This is a genomic window from Aeromonas salmonicida, assembly GCF_028355655.1.
GTDB classification, from domain to species: domain Bacteria; phylum Pseudomonadota; class Gammaproteobacteria; order Enterobacterales; family Aeromonadaceae; genus Aeromonas; species Aeromonas salmonicida.
Genome location: NZ_CP110645.1, coordinates 2,664,708 through 2,683,796, shown reverse-complemented (window position 1 = coordinate 2,683,796; position 19,089 = coordinate 2,664,708). Strand labels below are relative to the sequence as shown.

Genomic DNA, 19,089 nt, shown 5'->3' with positions numbered 1-19,089 from the left:
GGGCCATCACCATAATCAGCCGCCACAGGATATTCAACTGGTATAGATATAATCGGAATATACATCTAGTTACAATTATTTAACTGGTTTTCAATGTCGGAATTGGCTGGTTTGATGGCATTAACTGTGGCATCAAAGCTGCTCGATATGGATCAGATGATGGGCCGCGGTTGTCAGGGTTGCCTGCTGCTGCACTTCCGTTTGACCATCCCAGTTGGCATAAGGGAGAGCGAGGCGAGGATTGTTGCCAAGCTTGTCCCGATTGCGCCATAAAAAGTGCCAGTAGAGGCTGTTGAACGGGCAACTGGTGTCACCGCTGCGGGCCTTGACGTCATAGTGACACCCTTTGCAGTAGTGACCCATCCGATCCAGATAAGCGCCGCTGCTGGCGTAGGGTTTGCTGCCCATCAGGCCGCCATCGGCAAACTGGCTCATGCCTCGGGTGTTGGGCAGCTCCACCCACTCGATGGCATCCACGTAGATCCCCAAATACCACTCATCGACCTCGTCCGGATTGATCCCCGCCAGCAGGGCAAAGTTGCCTGTCACCATGAGCCGCTGGATATGATGGGCGTAGCCGTGCTCCAGAGATTGCCGGATAGCGTGCCCCACGCAAGCCATGCGGGTTTCTCCGCTCCAGAAGTAGGCGGGCAGTGGCCGGCTGGCGGCCAGAAAATTGGTGTCGCCAAACTCGGGCATCCGCTCCCAGTAGAGGGCGCGGACAAACTCGCGCCAGCCGAGGATCTGGCGGATAAACCCTTCGACCTGTGCCAGCGAAATGGTGGCCTGATTGGCCTGCCAGTGGGTTTCGGCCGCACGGATCACCTCGAGGGGATGGAGCATCTTGCTGTTCAGGGAGAACGACAAGCGGCTATGAAACAGGCTCCAGCCCCGCTCGCTCAGGGCATCCTGATAGCGGCCAAAGTGGGGCAGGCAGTGGGTCAGAAAGTGATCGAGCAGTTCGCGGCTCTGGCGTCGGGTGATGGGCCAGGGGAGGGCGCCGGCATCGGCCGAGCCCAATGTGTTCACCCCGTGATGCAATAGCATGGCATCGATATCCTGCACATCGTTGGCAAACAAGAGCGGGGCCGGGATGGGCTGGCGCTCGGGCAGTTTGGCCCGGTTTTCGCTGTCAAAGTTCCAGCGCCCGCCAAGGGGCTTGCCCCCTTCATCGAGCAACACACCATATTGCTTGCGCAGAGCGCGGTAGAAAAACTCCATCCGGCTGTGGGGGTAGCGCTGCCAGCCATCGCGGGGGGTGAGAAAATGTTCGCTCTCCACCTCAGTGGCAGGGATGGCGAGGCCCGCTGCCCATGCTTGCAACTGGCTGGCGAGGCGCCACTCATCCGGGCTCTGCCAGGCAAAGCGGCTGGCCTGGTGGTGGATAATCTGGGCATCGAGCAGGGCCGGCAGGTTCGGCCAGTGCCTGGTTTCATCCAGGGTGAGATAGCAGACTCCGTGACCCGCCTTGGTGAGGGCCGCGGCGAAGGCGCGCATGGCGGCGAAAAAGGCCAGCACCTTCTGACGATGGTGGCGGCAGTAGTCGGTCTCCTGGCGCAGCTCCGCCAGCAGATAGCAGACGTCGGGATTAGGGGTACGAAACCAGCTGTGACTGGCGTTGAGTTGATCGCCGAGGATAAAACGCAGTTCCATCAGGTCCTGGCTCCTTTCTGGTGGCGGCAGCGCTCGCTGCAATAGCGAACCTCCTGCCAGTTGCGGGCCCACTTGCGTCGCCAGGCGAAGGGCCGCAGGCAGACGGGGCATATTTTCTCGGGCAGATGGGGTTTGCGATGCATGATGGCTTCCGGGCCTTGGGTAATGACTGATATGGGATGCGCGTAGGGAGCTTAACGAACAAGGAGGGCGGGCGGATCATCTACAACCCTGGCTTGCCGCACGCATGCGTACTTTGTGAGCAGGCGCACAGCGCGTCAGCGTACTAGTTGTCTGCGGGTTAACCAGCCGTTAACGTGGCGAGGCTGCCAGTTGGCAGCACTGCTTGGCAATCAAGATGGTTTGCCACCGACACAGTTTGCAACCAATACGGAGGGGAGTGATGCCTGTCATGACTGCTAGGCCCCGGGCAGCTTGCCTGCTCGCCCACTGGTATACCCGAGATCCCATTCTCACCTTCGATTTTCCTCACCGCTGACACCCTGCCATGCCTGGCGCGAGCGCAGCTCGCCTCTGACAACCTCTTGAACTTCAATGTGTCTGCAACACTGGCCTCGCGCCGGTGAGGAGTATTATATGCGTCGTATACCCGAACCCTTTCGTATCAAGATGGTCGAGCCCATCAAACAGACCACTGGCGCCGAGCGCCGCGCATCCCTTGAGGCCGCTGGCTGGAATCCCTTCCTGCTGCTGGCCGAAGATGTCTATATCGATCTGCTGACCGACAGCGGCACGGGCGCCATGTCCGATCGCCAGTGGGCCGGCATCATGATGGGGGATGAAGCCTATGCGGGCAGCCGCAACTTCGTCGAGCTGGAGCGTACAGTGCGCGAGTTGTTTGGCTACCAGCATGTGATGCCCACCCACCAGGGGCGAGGGGCCGAGCAGATCCTCTTTCCCGAGCTGGTCAAGCGTTGCAAGGGCAAGACTCCGGTCTTCATCTCCAACTACCACTTCGACACCACCAAGGCCCATGTAGAGTTGGCGGGCGCGCGGGCCATCAACCTGCTCACACCAAAGGCCCTCGACACCACTGCGCCTTATGCCTGGAAGGGGGATTTCGATCTCGGTCGCCTGACCGACACCATAGAGACGCTGGGGGCCGACAACGTGGCCGCTGTCATCATCACTGTCACCTGCAACAGTGCTGGCGGTCAGCCGGTCTCCATGGGCAATATGCAGGCTGTTTCCGAGCTTGCACGTCGTCACCATATTCCTGTGGTGATCGATGCTGCCCGCTTTGCCGAAAACGCCTGGTTTATCAAGGAGCGCGACCCGGATTACGCCAAGAGCAGCATCAAGGAGATAGTGCGCCAGATGTTTGACCTGGGGGACATGTTCACCATGTCGGCCAAGAAGGACGGACTGGTCAATATCGGCGGTCTTTGCTGCTTCAAGGAGGATCTCGACCTGTTCCGCTCGGTGCAGGTGCGCTGCGTGGCGATGGAGGGGTTCGTTACCTACGGCGGTCTTGCCGGCCGTGACATGGCGGCGCTGGCCATCGGCCTGCGAGAAGGGATGGACGAGGAGTATCTGACCTATCGCATCGGTCAGGTGGCTTATCTCGGCGAGCGGCTGGCCGAGGCGAGCATCCCCATCCAGACGCCAACCGGCGGTCATGCGGTCTTTGTGGATGCCAAGAAGCTGCTGCCCCATATACCGGGGGAGCAGTTCCCGGCTCATGCCCTGGCCTGCGCGCTTTATCTGGAAGGGGGCGTGCGAGGGGTGGAGATAGGCTCACTGCTGCTGGGGCGCGATCCGGCCACCGGCAAGCAGGAGGCGGCGGACTTCGAGCTATTGCGTCTCACCATTCCGCGCCGGGTCTATACCCGGGATCACATGGACTATGTGGCTGATTGCCTCATTGCGGTCAAGACGAGGGCCAGCGAGATCCGCGGTCTCACCTTCGACTATGAACCGCCGCTGCTGCGCCACTTCACAGCCCGGCTCAAGCCGGTCTAAACAGGGCCGGTTTCTTGACCGGCACCATTGGCCACGCCAACAGCAAAGCCCCCGCACCAGTGGTGCGGGGGCTTTTTACATTGTGGGATGGATGCGGATTACTGGCTGCTGAACAACTTGGTCTGGGGGCTGGATTGAGCCGTCAGGCTGGTGCGACCCGAGCTCTCCAGCCAGGACTTGATACGCTTGGCATCCGCCACCCTGGCATTGGGGGTATCGGCATTGAGCAGCACCAGGATCACCGGTTCGCGGTTGATCTGGGTTGCCATCACCAGACAGCGACCCGCCTCGCGGATGTAGCCCGTCTTGGAGAGGGTGACCAGCCAGCTGCCTTCGCGCACCAGTCGGTTGGAGTTGAGATAGTGCAGCTGGCGCTTGCCATTGCGTACCATACGCTGCTCTGTGGCGGAGTATTGCCGGATCAGCGGGTAGGCCGAAGCGGCCGCTACCAGCTTGGCCAGATCATGGGCGCTGGAGACATTGCGCGGATTGAGGCCAGTGCTGTCTGCAAACTGGGTGCTCCACATGCCAAGCATGCTGGCCTTGGCATTCATCGCTTCGATAAAGGCGCGTTGTCCTCCCGGGTAGTGTCTTGCCAGGGCCGAGGCGGCGCGGTTTTCCGACGACATCAAGGCGATATGCAGCATGTCGGCGCGGCTGAGGCGTGAACCTACCGCCAACCGTGAACCCGTGCCTTTGAGGCGATCTACGTCGGCCATGGTAACGGTGAGCGTCTCGGAGAGACGCTGATTGGCATCGAGCACTACCAGCGCCGTCATCAATTTGGTGATGGAGGCAATCGGCATCACACGGTTGGCGTTGCGCTCGGAGAGCACCTCGCCGGTGCGCGGGTTGGCGACCACGAAGGAGGCCGAACTCAGGGCCAGATCGCTGCGTTGTTCGAGAAAGCGATTGGGGGAGGGAGATGCTGCTGAAAACGGGTTGGCCTGGACGCTCTCCATGCTGACGGGAACGAGGAAGGCACCGAGCAACAGGGTAAGAAAAGGGCGAATAATCATGATTTGACGCTTCCGTACGACTGACAGGGGTATTTGGCTAGTTATATGACGGTAATTGACGCTTCACAACGTTTAACGGCCCGATATTTCATTTTTATGGGGCCTTGCGCCTTGATATACCCACGTTCGGGGCTATATGGCGACCAGTTTCATGAAATATCGAGTCATGTATGGGTCTGATGGTCGTCAGAACCCGCTGTCATTGTGACGCGCTATGGTGGCGCACTATATGCCTGTTATGGCCATTCGTTACCACTTTTTTGTGCCCTGGAGGGGGCTGTCGCTCCCGACAGCCTGTTTATCACCCTGGCGCCGGGTAAAACGGTACCAGCGGGCAACGCTCAACAGACAGGCCGCTACTCGGAGAGGGGCGGTATCTCATCGTCGGAGTTGTGTGATGGCGCAGACGAGAAGAGCCCCCTCTGCGGTTACGAAGGGATAGTCACTTGCATCAGTGCCGAGGGGCTGTTTTCGACAAAATAGTGCCAGATGTGGTCATAGAGCGCCTTCTGCCCGGGAAAGCTCACCAGCGCCTTGGCTTCGGTGAGCGAACACCAGCGATATTCGGTGTGCTCGTCGTTGAGGGTGACCGCTTGATTGGGTGGGCAATAGACCACAAAGACCGGCACCACCATCACGGTATTCGAGGCCGATTCGTAAAACTGCTCAAGGTATTCGCCGCTGTATAGCTCTGTGACGGCGATGCCTGTCTCTTCACCCATCTCGCGAATGATGCCTGTCTCTTCACCCATCTCACGAATAATGGTCTGCCAGCCGGTTTCACCCGCCTCAACCGTGCCCGCCACATGGCACCAGAAGCCGCCCTTGACCCGCTTCATCAGCAGTATTTTGGCCTGGCCATCGATTTCCGATAACACCACACCGGAGACGGCGTGACAGCGGATAGGGATCATGGGGAAGGCTCCGGCGGTGGAATAAAGGGGCTCGTATTGTTTGTCCTGGATTGGCGTGATGGCAAGCCATTTCCTGTTGATATTGGCCTGGACAACAGGGTGAAGGATGGCTCCTCCAACCCGTCAGCCCCCCATTATTCTCGCCGTCTGGATCGCCTCAATTAGCGCCGCACGGTTGATACGGGGACGCTCGCTATCCAGCAATTGTTGCCACAGGTCGATGGCCTGGCGGTAGCGGCCGTGCAGGAAGTGATCGGAGGCGAGCAGCATCAGGGCGCTCACTTCCCCTTTATCCTGCTTGAGGGCGCTATCGAGCAAGTGGCGCGCCTCTGGGGTGATCTGCTGGCCTGCCTGGTAGTAGCGCACAGTCGCCTGGGCGGCCAGGGTGGCGGCACTGGCGCCCCCTTCAAGCAGGGCGAGGCGCTGATAGGCAAGCCAGGCGTTGTCGTATTCATCCCGATAGAGATAGAGCTGCCCCAGTGCCGCCCAGCTGTCGAGGTCTTGCGGGTTGCGCAGCAGGGTTTGATGCAGATCCCCCAGCTCCTTGTCCTGCAGATCTCGCGGACTCAGCCCCGCCAGCGGATCGGGGCGTGACTGATAAGCCTGCCATGCCTGATAGCGGCCGCTGCCGGCATAAAAGGCGGCGAGCCCGCCGACCATCACGATTCCTAGCAGCAGAAGGATGCCCTTGTGCTGCGTGTGGCTGCCGGAGTTGCAAGACCCGTGGGTCAGCCGCTCGCGCAGGGCCAGTTCCGCCGCCGGCGTGGCATTGTCAAGATTGGCTGCGGTCAGCTCCTGATAGAGGGGATGTTCTGGGGGGAAACAGGTCTGCTCCCTGAGCATGATCAGGCGATTCAACTCACTGCGCGGGTTGGCCGCTTGCCTGCTGGCAGAGCCGTTGAGCGGGACGGCCTGATCCCCTTTGGCCTTCAGACGGCGTCCCAGAGTGGTCAGCGCCAGTCCCAGCAGCAGGAGGGGACCAGCCCAGAGCAGCAGGGTGCTGGCCTTGAAGGGGGGATCGTAGCGCACGAAGTCGCCAAATCGGCTGGTCATGCGGGCGATCACCTGCTCGTCGCTCTGCCCCTCGTCCACCCAGCGGTAGACCTCGAGCCGCAGATCCCGGGCGATGGGGGAGTTGGACTCCACCAGGTTCTGGTTCTGGCATTGGGGGCAGCGCAGGGTGCGTGCGAGATCCTGGGCGCGGCTCTGTCGCTCCGGGTGCTGGAACTGATAGGTATCGACCCCGCTGGCCAGGGCGCCCACGCTCATACCGAGTACAAGCAGCAGGGTGCAGAGGATGACAGGGGTCTTCATGGTTTGCCCTCCTGCCGGGTGGTCGTTGAGGATGTCAGGGTCGTGGCGCGGGCGGCCTTGAGCTTTGGCGCAAACTGGCGCTGCCAGATATCGGCTGTCAGCTCGCCCGTGTGGCGGCTGAGCAGGGTGCCATCGGCGGCAAACAGATAGGTCTCCGGCGTGCCGTAGACGCCGAGCTCCAGCGCCAGCTTGCCGTCCGGATCCACCAGTACGGTGCGATAGGGGTTGCCTGCTTCACCAAGCCAGGCGCGTGCCGCTTCGTGCTTGTCTCTGTAGTTGAGCCCATAGAGGGGAACCGTGCTGGCCAGCTCGGCGAGCAGCGGGTGCTCGGCGCGGCAGTTGGGGCACCAGCTGGCCCAGACGTTGAGCACAAAGGGCTTACCCTTGAGCTGGTCGGTGTGGACAAGCCCCCCATCCAGCAGGTTTTCGCTCTGCCACTGGGGCAGGGTACGCCCCAGGGTCGCCTCGTCCTGGCGGTAGGGATTGTTGGCAAGCCCCAGCCAAAGCAGGGTGCCGAGGCCCAGGGTCAGCAGCAAGGGGATAAAAAGGCGCAGGCGCGGGCTCATGGTGCCTCCTGTTCGCGCAGGGGCTGCGGGATCTTGGCTGGACGGGATGCCAGCAACGGCTTGCGCCCCAGCAAACGCAGTGCTCCCCCCGTCATCATCAGCATTCCCCCCAGCCAGATCCAGCGCACCAGTGGCTTGTAGTGAAGGCGCATGGCGTAGGCGTCCGGCCCCATCTTCTCGCCGAGCACCACGTAGAGATCCCCAAACAGCCCCCACGCGATGCCCGGTTCATTCATGTTCATGGTGCGCACGCTGTAGTGGCGCCGCTCCGGCATCAGCCGCGCCACCTCCTTGGCGCCTTTGTGCACGCTCAGCGTAATGCGCTCGGCTGTGTAGTTGGGGCCGAGCATGGGCTCGCTCCCCTCATAGCGAAAGGTATAGGCGCCAAGCTGGTAGGGGCTGCCCGCTTTTAATACTGTGCCCCCCTCCTGGCTGTAGTGGCTCACCTGATTGATGCCAAGGGCACATATGGCGACTCCCAGGTGGGCGAGCAAACTCCCCAGCCGGTTGGCACTCAGGCCATGGGTCTTGAATGAGAAATTGAGCAGCAGGCTTGCCACCAGCCAGAGACTCAGCACGTTGGCGACAAGGCCAACCCAACTGAGGGCGCCAAGATCGCGATACCCCAGGCTAAGCAGGCCGCCCCCGAGCAGACCTAGCAGAGGCGGCACTATCCGTTTGATGGAGGGGCTGGCCGCAAGACATTGCCAGCGCAGGCGCGGGATCTGGGTCATCAGTGCCATCAGGGCCAGGGCCAGGGGTACGAAAACAGCGTTGAAATAAGGCGCACCGACCGAGAGAGAGCCCAGGTGCAGGGACTGGAACACCATGGGGTAGAAGGTGCCGAGCAACACGCAGGCGCAGGCCACGCTGAGCAGCAGGATGGCGGCGCCCAAGAGTCCCTCTTTTGACCAGAAGCCGAAGCGGGCGTAGGGGGCGCGGGTATCGGCCCGCAGCGCAAACAGGGTGAGCGCCGTGGTTAATAGCAGACCGAGCAGCAGCAAGAGGGTGAGGCCGCGATTGGGATCCACCGCGAAGGCGTGCACCGAGGTGAGCACGCCGGAGCGCACCACGAAGGTGCCGAGCAGGCTCAGGGCGAAGGTGAAGATGGAGAGCAGCAGCACGCCGTGGCCGTAAGCGCCGCGCTTCTCGCAGACGATGAGGGCATGCAGCAGGGCGGTGCCGAGCAGCCAGGGCAGCAGGGAGGCGTTTTCCACCGGATCCCAGAACCACCAGCCACCCCAGCCGAGCTCATAATAGGCCCACCAGGAGCCGAGCAGGATACCGGCGGTGAGAAACACCCAGGAGCCCAGTGCCCAGGGTCTGCTCCAGTGGGCCACGGCGCCGTCCAGCCTGCCCGAGTGTAGCGCCGCCATGGCGAAGGCGAAGTTGACCGCAAAGCCCACGTAACCGAGATAGAGCAGGGGCGGGTGAATGATGAGGCCGATGTCCTGCAACATGGGATTGAGATCGCGTCCCTCCAGGGGCCCAGGGAACTGCCGGTCAAACGGGCTGGAGAAGACAAGTGTATAGAGTCCAAACAGCCCCACTATCAGCCCCATGATGGCGAGCACCCGGGCACGGATCAGCGAGTCGACCTGCTGCGAGCAGAGCGCCACCAGGGCGCCCCAGAGCGCCAGCGCAAACACGAAGAAGAGCATGGAGCCTTCATGGCCGCCCCAGACCGCCGCCAGCTTGAAGCCCATGGGCAGGGCGCTGTTGGCGTGCTGGGCCACATAGCTGACGGTAAAATCATCCCGGGCAAAGCAGCTGGCGAGCAGCAGCAGGGCAGCCCCCAGCAGGGCAGCATTGAGCAGTGCCAGCGACTTGGCACAGCCCAGCAGAGGGGGCGATGCCAGCCTCAGGCCCAGCCATGGCAGGGTGCCTTGCACTAGAGAGAGCGCCGTTGCCAGCAACAGTGAGAGATAGCCGAACTCCGCCAGCACACAACCTCCGGTTCCATCATGGGTTCCTGTTATGCCCCAGCGTCCGCAGCAGGCGGGCGTTGGGGCATGACCAGAAGATTCAAACATCCAGCAACAAACAAGCGCCAGTCGCCCAAGGCAGCTGGCGCTTGCGATCAGTTTCTCATACCACCGTCATCTGGCCGGCATACGAGGATGACGCAGCATCAGCCAGCAACCTGCCCATCAGGGTCATGCTACAAGCTGACGTCGTATGGTCGCTTTTGCTACCCATCATGTATCTCCCCTTATACAACAGTCATTTGACCTGCATAGAGCACGAAGTAGCGCAGCAGCAGTATGCCCATCAGGGTCAGGCTGCACACCAGCACCAGATGACCGTTGCGCTGGCGCATTTGTGCTGGTAGCAGTGAGAGCAACTGGGGCAGCAGCATGCCGATACCCACCACGCCAAGCCAGAACACCTGGGCCCAGAAGCCGCTGCCGATGGCGGCCCACATGGCCACCTCTTTCTGGCCGCCACCGAAATAGAGGCCGGTAAAGAAGCAGACCAGCAGCAACACCTCCACCGCCAGCACCGGCCGCTCGAAGCGGTGCACGAAGCTCACCCCCTGGCTGTGATGGTTCTCCTTGAACAGAGTGACCGCCAGCAAGATGGTGGAGGCGATGCCTGAGCTGATGCCGGAGACCAGAAATAGCACCGGCAGCACAGGGTTGTTGAGCAGCGGATAGGTCTTGAGCGCCGAGAGCAAAAAGCCGGTGTAGGCGCCGAGCAGCACGGCCAGCAGCAACAGCAGCGGCGCCAGCAGACGTTCGAATCTGGCCAGCAGGGCTATCGCGCTATCCACAAAGGCGAACTTCTCTTTCAGCAACTGGCTGCGAAGGGTCTCGATCTCGGTGCGAAATACCACCGCCAGCCAGGCGAACAGCACCGCCATATAGACCTGAAACAGCATGACCCCCATCGACATCACTGAGTCGAACTGGTAGTGGAACATCAGCTTCCAGAAGGTCCAGGGACGGGCCAGGTGGAAGATGAGGATCAAGAGCCCCAATATCACGCTTAACGGTGCCAGAATGGCGGTCGCCTTGATGATGCCGCTCTCGCTGCCAGCCCCTTTGCGGCGCAACAACACCGAGAGGCTGGTGGCCCCGGCGGAGATGCCGAGCAGAAAGAGATAGATGGCGATGGGCCAGTCCCAGACAAGGGAAGGAAAATGAAATGCGTCATGCCACATGGTCATTCCCTCCCTGGGTTACTGCCGCTTGCATGGTCATGACGTTATCTCCCCTTTGGGCACACGGTACATCTTGGGCGAGGTGCCGAGCGCCTGCTTGTAGCGATAAGTGGTCTCTTTCACCAGTCGTTTGGCGATGGGGCTGTCCGGATCATCCAGATTGCCGAACACCAACGCCCTGGTGGGGCAGGAGGCCACGCAGGCCGGCTCCTTGCCCTGGGCCAGTTTGGTCTTGCGGCAAAAATCACACTTGTCGGCGACCTTGGTCACAGGGTTGATGAAACGTACCTGATAGGGGCAGGCGGCCAGACAATACATGCAGCCGACACAGAGGTCCGGGTCCACATCGACGATGCCATCTTCCGCTCTGATATGGGAGGCGCCGGTCGGGCAGACATGCACGCAGGGTGCGTTGTCGCAGTGCTGGCAGGACTTGCGAAAGAAGTGGTACTTGGCATCGGGGAAGGTGCCTATTGGGCCGGAGCGGATGATCTCGAGCCGCGAGACCCCTTCCGGCACCTGATTCACCTCCCGGCAGGCATCCATGCAGGCGGTACAGCCGATGCAGGCAGCCTCGTCATGGATCATGCCGTAGCGCACCCCGTCTATGGTCTGGCTGTGGGCTAGGATGGCTGCCCCGGCGCGGGTGTTGGCACGAACAGTCCCCGTCATCATGATCAGCGCCCCCGCGCTCATGCCTGCCACAAAGTCACGACGAGAGCAGCTCATGGTGCCTCCTTGCTCACGCTCGCCTGCTGAGCGGTTGCCTTGGCCTCATGCTGCTTGCTGTGGCAATCGACGCAGAGCTTGATGCGGGTTTTTTCCGGTATGCCCACCATGGGCTCCTTGGCCGGGTGCAGTGCATGACAGCTGGTGCAGGTGAGCCTGGTGGCGTGCACGTCGTGGGCCCAAAGCGCCTCGCGCAATGGCTTGGGTTCGTGGCAGCTCATGCAGACCCCGTTCTGCTCGGCGATGGGGTAAGCCTCATCGCTCTGCTTGTCGTTGAAGCTGTCACTGAAGCGCATCACGTCCTTGACCCCTTCCCTGTGCTGGGGGGAGGGCTGGCCGTGGCAGTTGGTGCAGGTGACCGGCGCCAGGTTGTTGGGGTTGGTTGCCTGGCCATGTTTGCCGTGCATGCCGCTTGCCTGCTCTTTGTGGCAGTCGGTGCAGGCCTTGTCGGGGCTGCGTAAAAATTCCACTTCATGCGTCGCGGGCATGGCGGCGGGCGCGCTCGCGGCGTCGCCCGCCTGTCCCTGCAGGCTGGTGAGCAGCATGGCTGCCATCAGCATCAGTCGTAAAAAATCCATTGTTAAATCACCCATAGGAAGCCTCCATCAGCTGCGGGCCCGACTTGGGGCCGGGCCCGTAGTCGCCGTTACTGTGCCAGCCGTCCGGCCGCCTTGGCCTCGGCATCCCAGGCGGGAACTATGGTCTTGAGGAACTGGGCCTTGTCTGAGTTCATCTGTTTCATGTCCATGCCAAGAGCGGCTTGCGCCTTCTCCTTGGTGGAGATGTCCGGCAGGGCGATCTCGTGGCTTATCCCTTTGGTCGCCAAGAGGCGTGCCAGCTTGGTGCGGGCATCGGCGGCTTTATCCAGAGCTGTGCCCAGCATGCGCAGTGCCACTTCCGGGGCGTGCATCTGCACCCCGTGGGAAGCGATGGAGAAGTCCCAGCGCCATTGGGCGTGACGGATGTCTTGCAGTATGTCTTTCATCTGCGCCTCGGTGGCGCCTGCATCCCAGGCCGCCTTGGCCTCGAAGTGGGCGTGCACCAGCTGCTTCTCGACCTTCAACTTGATCTCGGTCACCGCATCCTTGCGCTGCTGGACTATGCCTTGCAGCATCTCCTTGCTCTGGGTGTGGCAGTTGTGGCAGGTCTGCTCGAAGCGATCGAAGGGGTTGCCGACCTTGTGATCCGTGTAGACCTTGCCCTGCTCGTTTTGCACCTTGGGCATGTGGCAGTCGACACAGGCGACGTTGTTCTGGCCGTGAATGCCGGCGCGCCAGGTCTCGTATTCAGGGTGCTGGGCCTTGAGCATGGGGGTCTTGGAGAGGGCGTGGGTCCAGTCGGCGAAACCGATCTCGTCGTAGTACTGCTCCATCTGCTCAACCGTGGTGCCCTTGTCCCAGGGAAATTTCACCGCCTTGGTGGGGCCGCTGAAGTAGTACTCCACGTGGCACTGGCCACACACCTGGGATTGCTGATCGAACCGTCCCTGCTCCTTGAACGGCTTGCCGATGGCGGTCATGGCGCGGTCGGCATAGGGACGGGAGAGGTGCAGGGCGGGTTTGCCCTCCTTGAACTCTTTCGACGCCGTGTCGTGGCAGTCGGCGCAGCCTATGGTGTTGACTATTTCCGGGCCACCCTTGGCCCACATGCCCTTGAAGTAGCCATCTTCGCCTTTTTCATCGATGACGCGGGCCACATCCGGGCCTTTGCAGCTCCAGCAGGCCATGGGCAGGGGGCCATCCTCGGCGGTCTTGGGAGCACCGGTGCGCAGGGTTTCCCGTACGTCGGTCAGGGCATAGAAATGGCCGCGGGGCTTGTTGTAATCCTTGGAGAAGGGATAACCCCCCCAGAGCACCACCATCTGCGGATCTTCGGCCAGGGCGTCGGTGCGCGTCGCGCTCTCGCTGGTGTCTTTCCAGCTGCTGAACTGGTCGACGTGATCCTTGGCGAACAGCTCGCTGCGTGCCTCTATCTTGCCCTTGGAGTTGGCCTCATCGGCCTGTGCCAAGCCGCTGGCGCCAAAGCAGGTGGTAAGCAGCAGGGCGGCGAGGCCCAGTCTGGTCAGTCTGTTGTGTGAACTCACGATCATCACTCCCGAATCGATCTCATTGCCAAGCCTGACCGTTCCATCCTGGATTTGGGCATCAGCCCCCGCACTAGGCAGGAGCAGGCAGGCCGATTAATTGTTATTAGTGAATAAAACCCATGTAATTATGCGATTGCTCGGGTTGGATATTACCAAATGGGTAAAATGGATGATGATTTATCAGGACTGAGCTTGCGCTAGATCAATTGCCTGGGGGAGCAAGTGCCGGAAATGAGATCCCGGTTAAATAATGAGAAAACTCAACTTATTGACGCGCTTTGCCAGCATGTCGTTGCGCCCTGTTGGCAATGTTGGTTGGTATGCCTGATGTGGCAAGGGTTGGCTTGAAATCGAGCATGTGACTTATCTATTTATGGGTACAAATTGGCAGGTGAATATTTATTCTGTATTTGGGTGGATTTTGAACCCGTGAGAGGCACAGGAGAACCAGATTCAATCATCTTGCCTCTGCCTGTCATTCGCGGCAGTTTATTCGCACCGGGTACGTTTGATGGACTTGCTGAAATGAAAGAGCCGGCATGGGCCGGCTCGTTGCGAGTCTGTCTGGGTGATCTGTGATCAGACCAGGGCTTGGGCCAGCAGATGGACGGGATGTTCACAGCGGGAAATCGGAGTGCTCATCTCTGTATCCATCAGCGTGTTGCATCCCCCACTGTGGTTCCTTATGCCAGCGCCTGGGCAAGCAAGTGGATGGGATGTTCACAGCGAAACTCTGTGCTCATCTCGATCTGCCACTTGCAGGTCTCGCAGTCGGTGATGACCAGATCAGGCTTGAGGCGGTTTATCTGATCAAACAACCCTTCACCTATGGCCTGGCTGGTCTCGTAGTTCTCGGACTTGAAGCCATAGGTGCCGGCGATGCCGCAGCACTGGGACTCCAGTACCGTCACCTTGACCCCGGGAATGGCGCGCAGCAATTCGAGGGTATAGATGACGCCGCCCATCTTCTCCATGTGGCAGGGGGTGTGGTAGGCGATGTGCAGGTCCAGCGGCTTCATGGCCGGTTTGTTGCCCTTGTAAAACTCGTTCCACAGGAAGCGGGTCACCAGTGAGATGCGATCCCGCACCTTGTGATTGTCCTGCTCCAGCAGGTGGGGGTATTCGTCCCGCAGGGTGAAACCGCAGGTGGAGGAGGTGGCCAAGAGCGGCATCTCGTTGCCCAGCAGCGTGTTCTCAAGCTGCTTGATGTTGAAGGCCGCCTGCTGCTTGGCCTTGTCCATGAAGCCGTTGGCAATCAGCGGTACGCCGCAGCACTTCTCCCGCTCCAGCAGTTGCACGCCTATGTTCATGGCGTTGAGCACCTGCACCAGCTCTTTGCCGAGCTGCGGGTGGTTGTAGTTGACGTAGCAGCCGTGGAAGTAGGCGATCTGGCGCTCATATTGGGCCTGTGTGGCCTTCTGCTTCTTGTACCAGCCGCGGAAGGTGCCCTGGGAATATTTGGGCAGGTCACGGTGGGAGGATACCCCCAGCGCCTTGTCCAGCACCAGCTTCATGGGCTTGAGGCCGGTGGTGAAGTTGACCACGGGGGCCATCAGGGTGGACATGCTGCCCATCAGGTCGGTGTGGGAGAGCACGAACTCGCGGATCCCGGGTTTGAAGCCGCTGTATTTGTCTTTGGCCTTGGCGATGATGTCGCCGATGCGCACGCCGCTTGGGCAGGCGACTTCACAGCGCTTGCAGTTGGTACAGTATTTGAGGGCGCTGTCGAACAGCTCCGGGCTCTTGATCCGCAGCCGCTCGCCATCCGGGCCCGCCTGTTTGGGGCCGGGGTAGGCAGGGTTGGCCTTGGCCACAGGGCAGTAGGCGGTGCAGACGGTGCATTTGATGCACTGATCGAAAGTTTGGTTGGCGTGATCCAGTAGCATATCAGTTCTCCTCCCGGCGATGATGAAGACACGGGATATGGGACGAAGTAATCATTGGGCCGCGCCCAGAATATGGCCGGCGGCTTGCCAGCCGGTGGCAACGGCGACGCCGGATCCGGAGCCCTCTTTGATGGGGTCATAGTGAGCCAGCACGCTGCCCGCGCCATAGAGGTTGGTGAGCGGTTTGCCGCCGCGCATCACTCTGAGCATGTCGTCGGTCTTGACCCCGAAGCCCATGAAGGGGTGGTGGTCGAACAGGCGGCGACCGGCCCAGGCATCGCGCTCCTCCAGACTCAGCACATCGGCGTCGAAGATGGGCTCGCGAATACCGCGCAGACGGGATTCGAGGCCGCGGCTGAAGAAGCTGCCGGAGGCGAGCACGAAATGATCTGCTTCAAACAGCTGATCGTCGCCGTTCTGGCTGTGCACACCGAGCACCTTGTCCCCCTCGTAACGGGCGCCAAGCACTCGCTCGCTGGTGAGGAAGGTACCACCCAGGGCCTGGAAGCGACGCTTGAGCGCCTCTTGCATCCGCATGCCGATGAGTGACGGCGGCATGGTCGCCACCTCCTTGATGGTGCAGCCGGTGCGTTTTTCCAGTTCCGCCAGACGGGGGCCGACCAGCCCCAGTGACAGGCAGGCGGGCAGCACCACATGGCGGCAGCCAGGATCGCTGCTCTCGTGCACCATGCGGCAGATCTCGCGGGCCAGATCTGCCAGCAGATCGGGCTGGTCGCCCTTTTGTTTGTCAAACAGGCGGGCTATGTCGGCGGAGCGAAACTCGTGGGGATTGCGGCTGAACTCGGCGAGCTGGGGCAGGCGAATTTCCCCTGTCATGATGCGACAGTGGGCGAAGCGCGGATGGGTCGCCAGATTGGCGGCCGCGAGCGCCGGGTGAAAGTCGCGAAACCCTTCCAGGGTCGCCAGCAAGATGGCATCGGGAGCCGGCGCATCCGTCTGGCAGGCGCAGGTGTGGGGCGACAGCCAGGTGGATTTCAGGGTGCCGATGGGGGTCAGCCGCTGGTGGTTGGTCTCCTGGCGAAACAGGGGCAGCCCCTGCTCGTGGCAGTGGCGCTGCAGATCCGCAAGGCTCGCCTCTATGTTGGTCAGGCCTACTTTGCTGTAAGGGTGATCCGGGTGCTCCGCCATGAAGGCGGGCAGGGCGGCGCGGGGATCCCCCTCGCTCTCCAGCAGGTCGATGGAGCCGGAAGAGAAGTGCAGGGCACTCTGGCCAGAGGCCATCAGCAGTGTCTTCTGACCCGCTTCGGCGAGGCGCAGCGCCGCCGAGAGACCCGCCATGCCGCCACCTATCACGATACTGTCGAATTTCATGACTGCACTCCTTGAGTCAATGGGGCCTGGTTGTGATCCTCTGTCCTGGTCACAGGGTCGAGGGGAAAGGGGGGCTCGGCCACCAGATGGGGCGCCGTCCACTCTCCCAGACCAAACAGCCCTTCGTAGATCCAGTAGGTAAACTCCGCTTCCCGCAGGGCATCACCCCACAGCACGGGGCGGGTACCCTTGTAACGCTCCTCCAGGAACTGGCGCAACATGACGCAGGCCTCGCGGCCATCGGCCTTGCCATACTCCTGCATCAGGCCGGCGGCCCGGTAGGCGCACAGCTCTCCCTGACAGGGGCCCATGCCGAGGCGCGTGCGGCGGCGCAGGTCCACCAGGTTGTCCACGTCCAGCTCCCGCAGGGCGTATTCGATTTCACCGGCCGTCACCATCTCGCATTCGCAGATCAGGGCGTTGGCCTTGGGGTTGTCGCGAAAGAAGGCGATGACCCGCTCGCCGTGGCGATACTGGGCCGAGCCTTCTGCCGGGGCCGACAGACCGGGGGCGGAGACTTTCTCCGGATCCCGCGAGCCGGGCAGGCTGAGTTCGGCGGTGCGGCACGGCTTGGTGTTGCCTATCTTCCTGGCGATAAGGTCGGTGGCCCACTCGGCCATCAGCCGGTAGGTCATCAGCTTGCCACCGGTGATGGTGTTGAAGCCCTGAAGCCCGTCGCGCTCGGCGTGATCCAGCAGCACTATACCGCGGCTGATGTTGCGGCCGGTATCGTCGCCATCCACCGCCACCAGGGGGCGAACCCCGGCGTAGGCGCGCAGCAGACGGGTGCGGGCCATGATGGGGGCGAGCTTGATCCCCTCACGCAGCAGCACCTCCACCTCGTCCGGATCCACGGTGAGCTGATCAATCTTGTGATAGTCGATGCGGCTTGAGGTGGTGCCGATGAGGGAGATGGTATCGCCTGGCACCAGAATATCCGCATCCGCCGGTTTGCGAGCGCGGTTGAGCACCATCTGGTTGATGCGGTAATCCATGATGAGCAACGAACCCTTGGCCGGGAACATGCGGATGCCGAGATCGGCGTATTCGCAAATTTGCTGGCCCCAGATCCCGGCAGCGTTCACCACCTCCTGGGCCTCCACTTCGAAGGCTTCACCGGTGCGGGTGTTGATGGCCTTGACGCCATAGACCCTGTCCTGATTGCGCAGCAGCCCCAGCACCTTGCTGTGGGTGAAAATGCGCGCGCCGTGTTCCTTGGCATCCAGTACGTTGGCGGCGGCGAGGCGGAAAGGATCCACAGTGCCGTCCGGTACTTGAATAGCCCCTATCAGGGCCGGGTTGACGTTGGGCTCGAGGCGCAGCGCATCGGCCGGATCCAGCTGGCGTGTATCTATACCCGCCAGGGCGCAGGCATCCATAAAGGTTTTTTGAAAATGTATGTCATCTTCCGGCAGGGTGACGAAGAGACCGCCCGTGTCCTCGACGCAGTGGCTGGCGATCCGCTTGAGGATGCGGTTTTCCTGAATGCACTCGCGGGCGGATTCCGGATCCGTCACCGCATAGCGGGCGCCCGAGTGGAGCAAACCGTGGTTGCGGCCCGTGGTGCCGGCGGCGATGTCATCGCGCTCCAGCAGGATGCAGTCGATGCCGCGCAGTGCGCAATCGCGCATGATGCCGGCTCCGGTTGCGCCACCCCCTATGATGACGACTTGTGTGGTTATTCTTTTCATTCTTGCCCGTCTCATCTTTTCCAGATGGGAACAGTGTCCCTTACTCATGGGATGAAATGTTTGATATGGGCCAAATTAATGTTCGTAAACGCGCATAAATGACAAGGATATGAGCATTATGTGACGGGAGTCACAAGAGACAGCCGCAGGCGTCACCGGCGAACAAAGAAAAAGGGCGCCGAGCGCCCCAAAAGCGTGATGGTCGAGCCTTTAACCGCAGCACTTCTTGAACTTTTTGCCGCTGCCACAGGGGCAGGGGTCGTTGCGCCCTGCCTGCAGCGGTGCCGGATCCTGCTCGCCATCGGCATAGACCCAGCGCCCCTGATGGCGCACGAAGCGGGAACGCTCATGCAGGCAGTGGCGTTCATCTCCCTCCCGGAACCAGGCCTTGAATTCCACCATGCCGGTGTCGTCCAGCGGACCACCCTGAGCGGCGAGGATATCCAACCCGTCCCAGCGGGTGTCGGTCTGGGAGAGTTGATCTGCCGTCAACCCACCCAGATGATCAGGGTGCCAGCTGTGTACCAGATAGTCGCCCAGCCCCAGCACGAAGGCACTGTAACGGGAGCGCATCAGCTGCTCCGGTGTGCGGGCCTCGGCCCCCTGGTGCAGTGATCCACAGCACAGTTCGAGAGAAAGAGTGGAACCACAAGGACATTTGTTCATGTGTCAGCCCATCAGGGTCGATAGATAAAGGTGCGGGGATTGTAGCGAAAGCGGGTCCACGTCGACCAGCGTCCTATACTGGTCAGG

16 protein-coding genes are annotated in these 19,089 nt (G+C 61.3%); 1 reads left to right on the top strand and 15 read right to left on the bottom strand.

The genetic code is table 11. The features are described 5' to 3' along the window. Positions 1-132: 132 nt before the first annotated feature. Together ONZ54_RS12750 and ONZ54_RS12745 are read right to left on the bottom strand one after the other, a co-directional pair. A complete protein-coding gene (locus tag ONZ54_RS12750) occupies positions 133-1,653 on the bottom strand; it encodes a cryptochrome/photolyase family protein (RefSeq protein ID WP_271786333.1) in 1,521 nt (506 codons plus the stop codon). After that, complete coding sequence (locus ONZ54_RS12745; protein WP_017412211.1) at positions 1,653-1,796, bottom strand: DUF2256 domain-containing protein; 144 nt, start codon at positions 1,794-1,796, stop codon at positions 1,653-1,655. Before ONZ54_RS12745 ends, ONZ54_RS12750 begins: the two co-directional genes overlap by 1 nt. 454 nt (positions 1,797-2,250) lie before the next feature. On the opposite strand from ONZ54_RS12745, the gene ONZ54_RS12740 reads away from it, so the two are divergent. Further along, complete coding sequence (locus ONZ54_RS12740) at positions 2,251-3,636, top strand: tryptophanase (protein ID WP_271786332.1); 1,386 nt, start codon at positions 2,251-2,253, stop codon at positions 3,634-3,636. A gap of 98 nt (positions 3,637-3,734) precedes the next feature. Here the strand turns inward: ONZ54_RS12740 and pbpG are convergent, their stop codons facing one another. The 13 genes from pbpG to ONZ54_RS12675 all read right to left on the bottom strand — a co-directional run bounded on the left by pbpG (position 3,735) and on the right by ONZ54_RS12675 (position 19,002). After that, positions 3,735-4,655: a D-alanyl-D-alanine endopeptidase gene (gene pbpG, locus ONZ54_RS12735; RefSeq protein WP_005310945.1), complete on the bottom strand. Its 921-nt coding sequence runs from the start codon at positions 4,653-4,655 to the stop codon at positions 3,735-3,737. A 428-nt stretch (positions 4,656-5,083) separates the two neighbouring features. Next, the gene (locus tag ONZ54_RS12730; protein WP_271786331.1) at positions 5,084-5,569 is read right to left on the bottom strand and encodes an NUDIX hydrolase; all 486 of its coding nucleotides are present in this window, start codon (positions 5,567-5,569) and stop codon (positions 5,084-5,086) included. 123 nt (positions 5,570-5,692) lie between these two features. Continuing rightward, positions 5,693-6,883 carry a heme lyase NrfEFG subunit NrfF gene (nrfF, locus tag ONZ54_RS12725; RefSeq protein ID WP_271786330.1) on the bottom strand — a complete coding sequence of 397 codons (1,191 nt, stop codon included), beginning with the start codon at positions 6,881-6,883 and terminating at the stop codon, positions 5,693-5,695. Further along, positions 6,880-7,449 carry a DsbE family thiol:disulfide interchange protein gene (locus ONZ54_RS12720; protein WP_271786329.1) on the bottom strand — a complete coding sequence of 190 codons (570 nt, stop codon included), beginning with the start codon at positions 7,447-7,449 and terminating at the stop codon, positions 6,880-6,882. The genes nrfF and ONZ54_RS12720 overlap by 4 nt, the downstream gene beginning before the upstream one ends. Then, positions 7,446-9,395 carry a heme lyase NrfEFG subunit NrfE gene (nrfE, locus tag ONZ54_RS12715; protein ID WP_271786328.1) on the bottom strand — a complete coding sequence of 650 codons (1,950 nt, stop codon included), beginning with the start codon at positions 9,393-9,395 and terminating at the stop codon, positions 7,446-7,448. Before nrfE ends, ONZ54_RS12720 begins: the two co-directional genes overlap by 4 nt. A gap of 266 nt (positions 9,396-9,661) precedes the next feature. Continuing rightward, positions 9,662-10,612: a cytochrome c nitrite reductase subunit NrfD gene (nrfD, locus tag ONZ54_RS12710; RefSeq protein ID WP_271786327.1), complete on the bottom strand. Its 951-nt coding sequence runs from the start codon at positions 10,610-10,612 to the stop codon at positions 9,662-9,664. A 36-nt stretch (positions 10,613-10,648) separates the two neighbouring features. Continuing rightward, positions 10,649-11,341 carry a 4Fe-4S dicluster domain-containing protein gene (locus tag ONZ54_RS12705; RefSeq protein ID WP_271786326.1) on the bottom strand — a complete coding sequence of 231 codons (693 nt, stop codon included), beginning with the start codon at positions 11,339-11,341 and terminating at the stop codon, positions 10,649-10,651. Continuing rightward, on the bottom strand, positions 11,338-11,934 hold the full coding sequence (nrfB, locus tag ONZ54_RS12700; protein ID WP_271786325.1) for a cytochrome c nitrite reductase pentaheme subunit: 597 nt from the start codon (positions 11,932-11,934) through the stop codon (positions 11,338-11,340). Before nrfB ends, ONZ54_RS12705 begins: the two co-directional genes overlap by 4 nt. A 53-nt stretch (positions 11,935-11,987) precedes the next feature. Further along, on the bottom strand, positions 11,988-13,430 hold the full coding sequence (gene nrfA / locus ONZ54_RS12695) for an ammonia-forming nitrite reductase cytochrome c552 subunit (protein ID WP_271786324.1): 1,443 nt from the start codon (positions 13,428-13,430) through the stop codon (positions 11,988-11,990). Positions 13,431-14,110: 680 nt separating this feature from the next. After that, positions 14,111-15,313 (bottom strand): anaerobic glycerol-3-phosphate dehydrogenase subunit GlpC, encoded by a 1,203-nt coding sequence (gene glpC, locus ONZ54_RS12690; RefSeq protein WP_219590861.1) that lies wholly within the window; start codon positions 15,311-15,313, stop codon positions 14,111-14,113. Positions 15,314-15,364: 51 nt separating this feature from the next. Further along, on the bottom strand, positions 15,365-16,645 hold the full coding sequence (gene glpB / locus ONZ54_RS12685) for a glycerol-3-phosphate dehydrogenase subunit GlpB (RefSeq protein ID WP_271786323.1): 1,281 nt from the start codon (positions 16,643-16,645) through the stop codon (positions 15,365-15,367). After that, complete coding sequence (gene glpA, locus ONZ54_RS12680; protein ID WP_271786322.1) at positions 16,642-18,336, bottom strand: anaerobic glycerol-3-phosphate dehydrogenase subunit A; 1,695 nt, start codon at positions 18,334-18,336, stop codon at positions 16,642-16,644. The genes glpB and glpA overlap by 4 nt, the downstream gene beginning before the upstream one ends. Positions 18,337-18,546: 210 nt before the next feature. Continuing rightward, on the bottom strand, positions 18,547-19,002 hold the full coding sequence (locus tag ONZ54_RS12675) for a YchJ family protein (protein WP_081100689.1): 456 nt from the start codon (positions 19,000-19,002) through the stop codon (positions 18,547-18,549). Between the last annotated feature and the right edge of the window lie 87 nt (positions 19,003-19,089).

Coding starts and splice junctions, on each gene's coding strand:
- nrfB (WP_271786325.1), bottom strand. CDS start 11,934: ATGGGTGATTTAACAATGGATTTTTTACGACTGATGCTGATGGCAGCC.
- glpB (WP_271786323.1), bottom strand. CDS start 16,645: ATGAAATTCGACAGTATCGTGATAGGTGGCGGCATGGCGGGTCTCTCG.
- nrfA (WP_271786324.1), bottom strand. CDS start 13,430: ATGATCGTGAGTTCACACAACAGACTGACCAGACTGGGCCTCGCCGCC.
- glpC (WP_219590861.1), bottom strand. CDS start 15,313: ATGCTACTGGATCACGCCAACCAAACTTTCGATCAGTGCATCAAATGC.
- ONZ54_RS12745 (WP_017412211.1), bottom strand. CDS start 1,796: ATGCATCGCAAACCCCATCTGCCCGAGAAAATATGCCCCGTCTGCCTG.
- pbpG (WP_005310945.1), bottom strand. CDS start 4,655: ATGATTATTCGCCCTTTTCTTACCCTGTTGCTCGGTGCCTTCCTCGTT.
- ONZ54_RS12705 (WP_271786326.1), bottom strand. CDS start 11,341: ATGAGCTGCTCTCGTCGTGACTTTGTGGCAGGCATGAGCGCGGGGGCG.
- ONZ54_RS12730 (WP_271786331.1), bottom strand. CDS start 5,569: ATGATCCCTATCCGCTGTCACGCCGTCTCCGGTGTGGTGTTATCGGAA.
- ONZ54_RS12675 (WP_081100689.1), bottom strand. CDS start 19,002: ATGAACAAATGTCCTTGTGGTTCCACTCTTTCTCTCGAACTGTGCTGT.
- ONZ54_RS12750 (WP_271786333.1), bottom strand. CDS start 1,653: ATGGAACTGCGTTTTATCCTCGGCGATCAACTCAACGCCAGTCACAGC.
- nrfF (WP_271786330.1), bottom strand. CDS start 6,883: ATGAAGACCCCTGTCATCCTCTGCACCCTGCTGCTTGTACTCGGTATG.
- ONZ54_RS12720 (WP_271786329.1), bottom strand. CDS start 7,449: ATGAGCCCGCGCCTGCGCCTTTTTATCCCCTTGCTGCTGACCCTGGGC.
- nrfD (WP_271786327.1), bottom strand. CDS start 10,612: ATGTGGCATGACGCATTTCATTTTCCTTCCCTTGTCTGGGACTGGCCC.
- ONZ54_RS12740 (WP_271786332.1), top strand. CDS start 2,251: ATGCGTCGTATACCCGAACCCTTTCGTATCAAGATGGTCGAGCCCATC.
- glpA (WP_271786322.1), bottom strand. CDS start 18,336: ATGAAAAGAATAACCACACAAGTCGTCATCATAGGGGGTGGCGCAACC.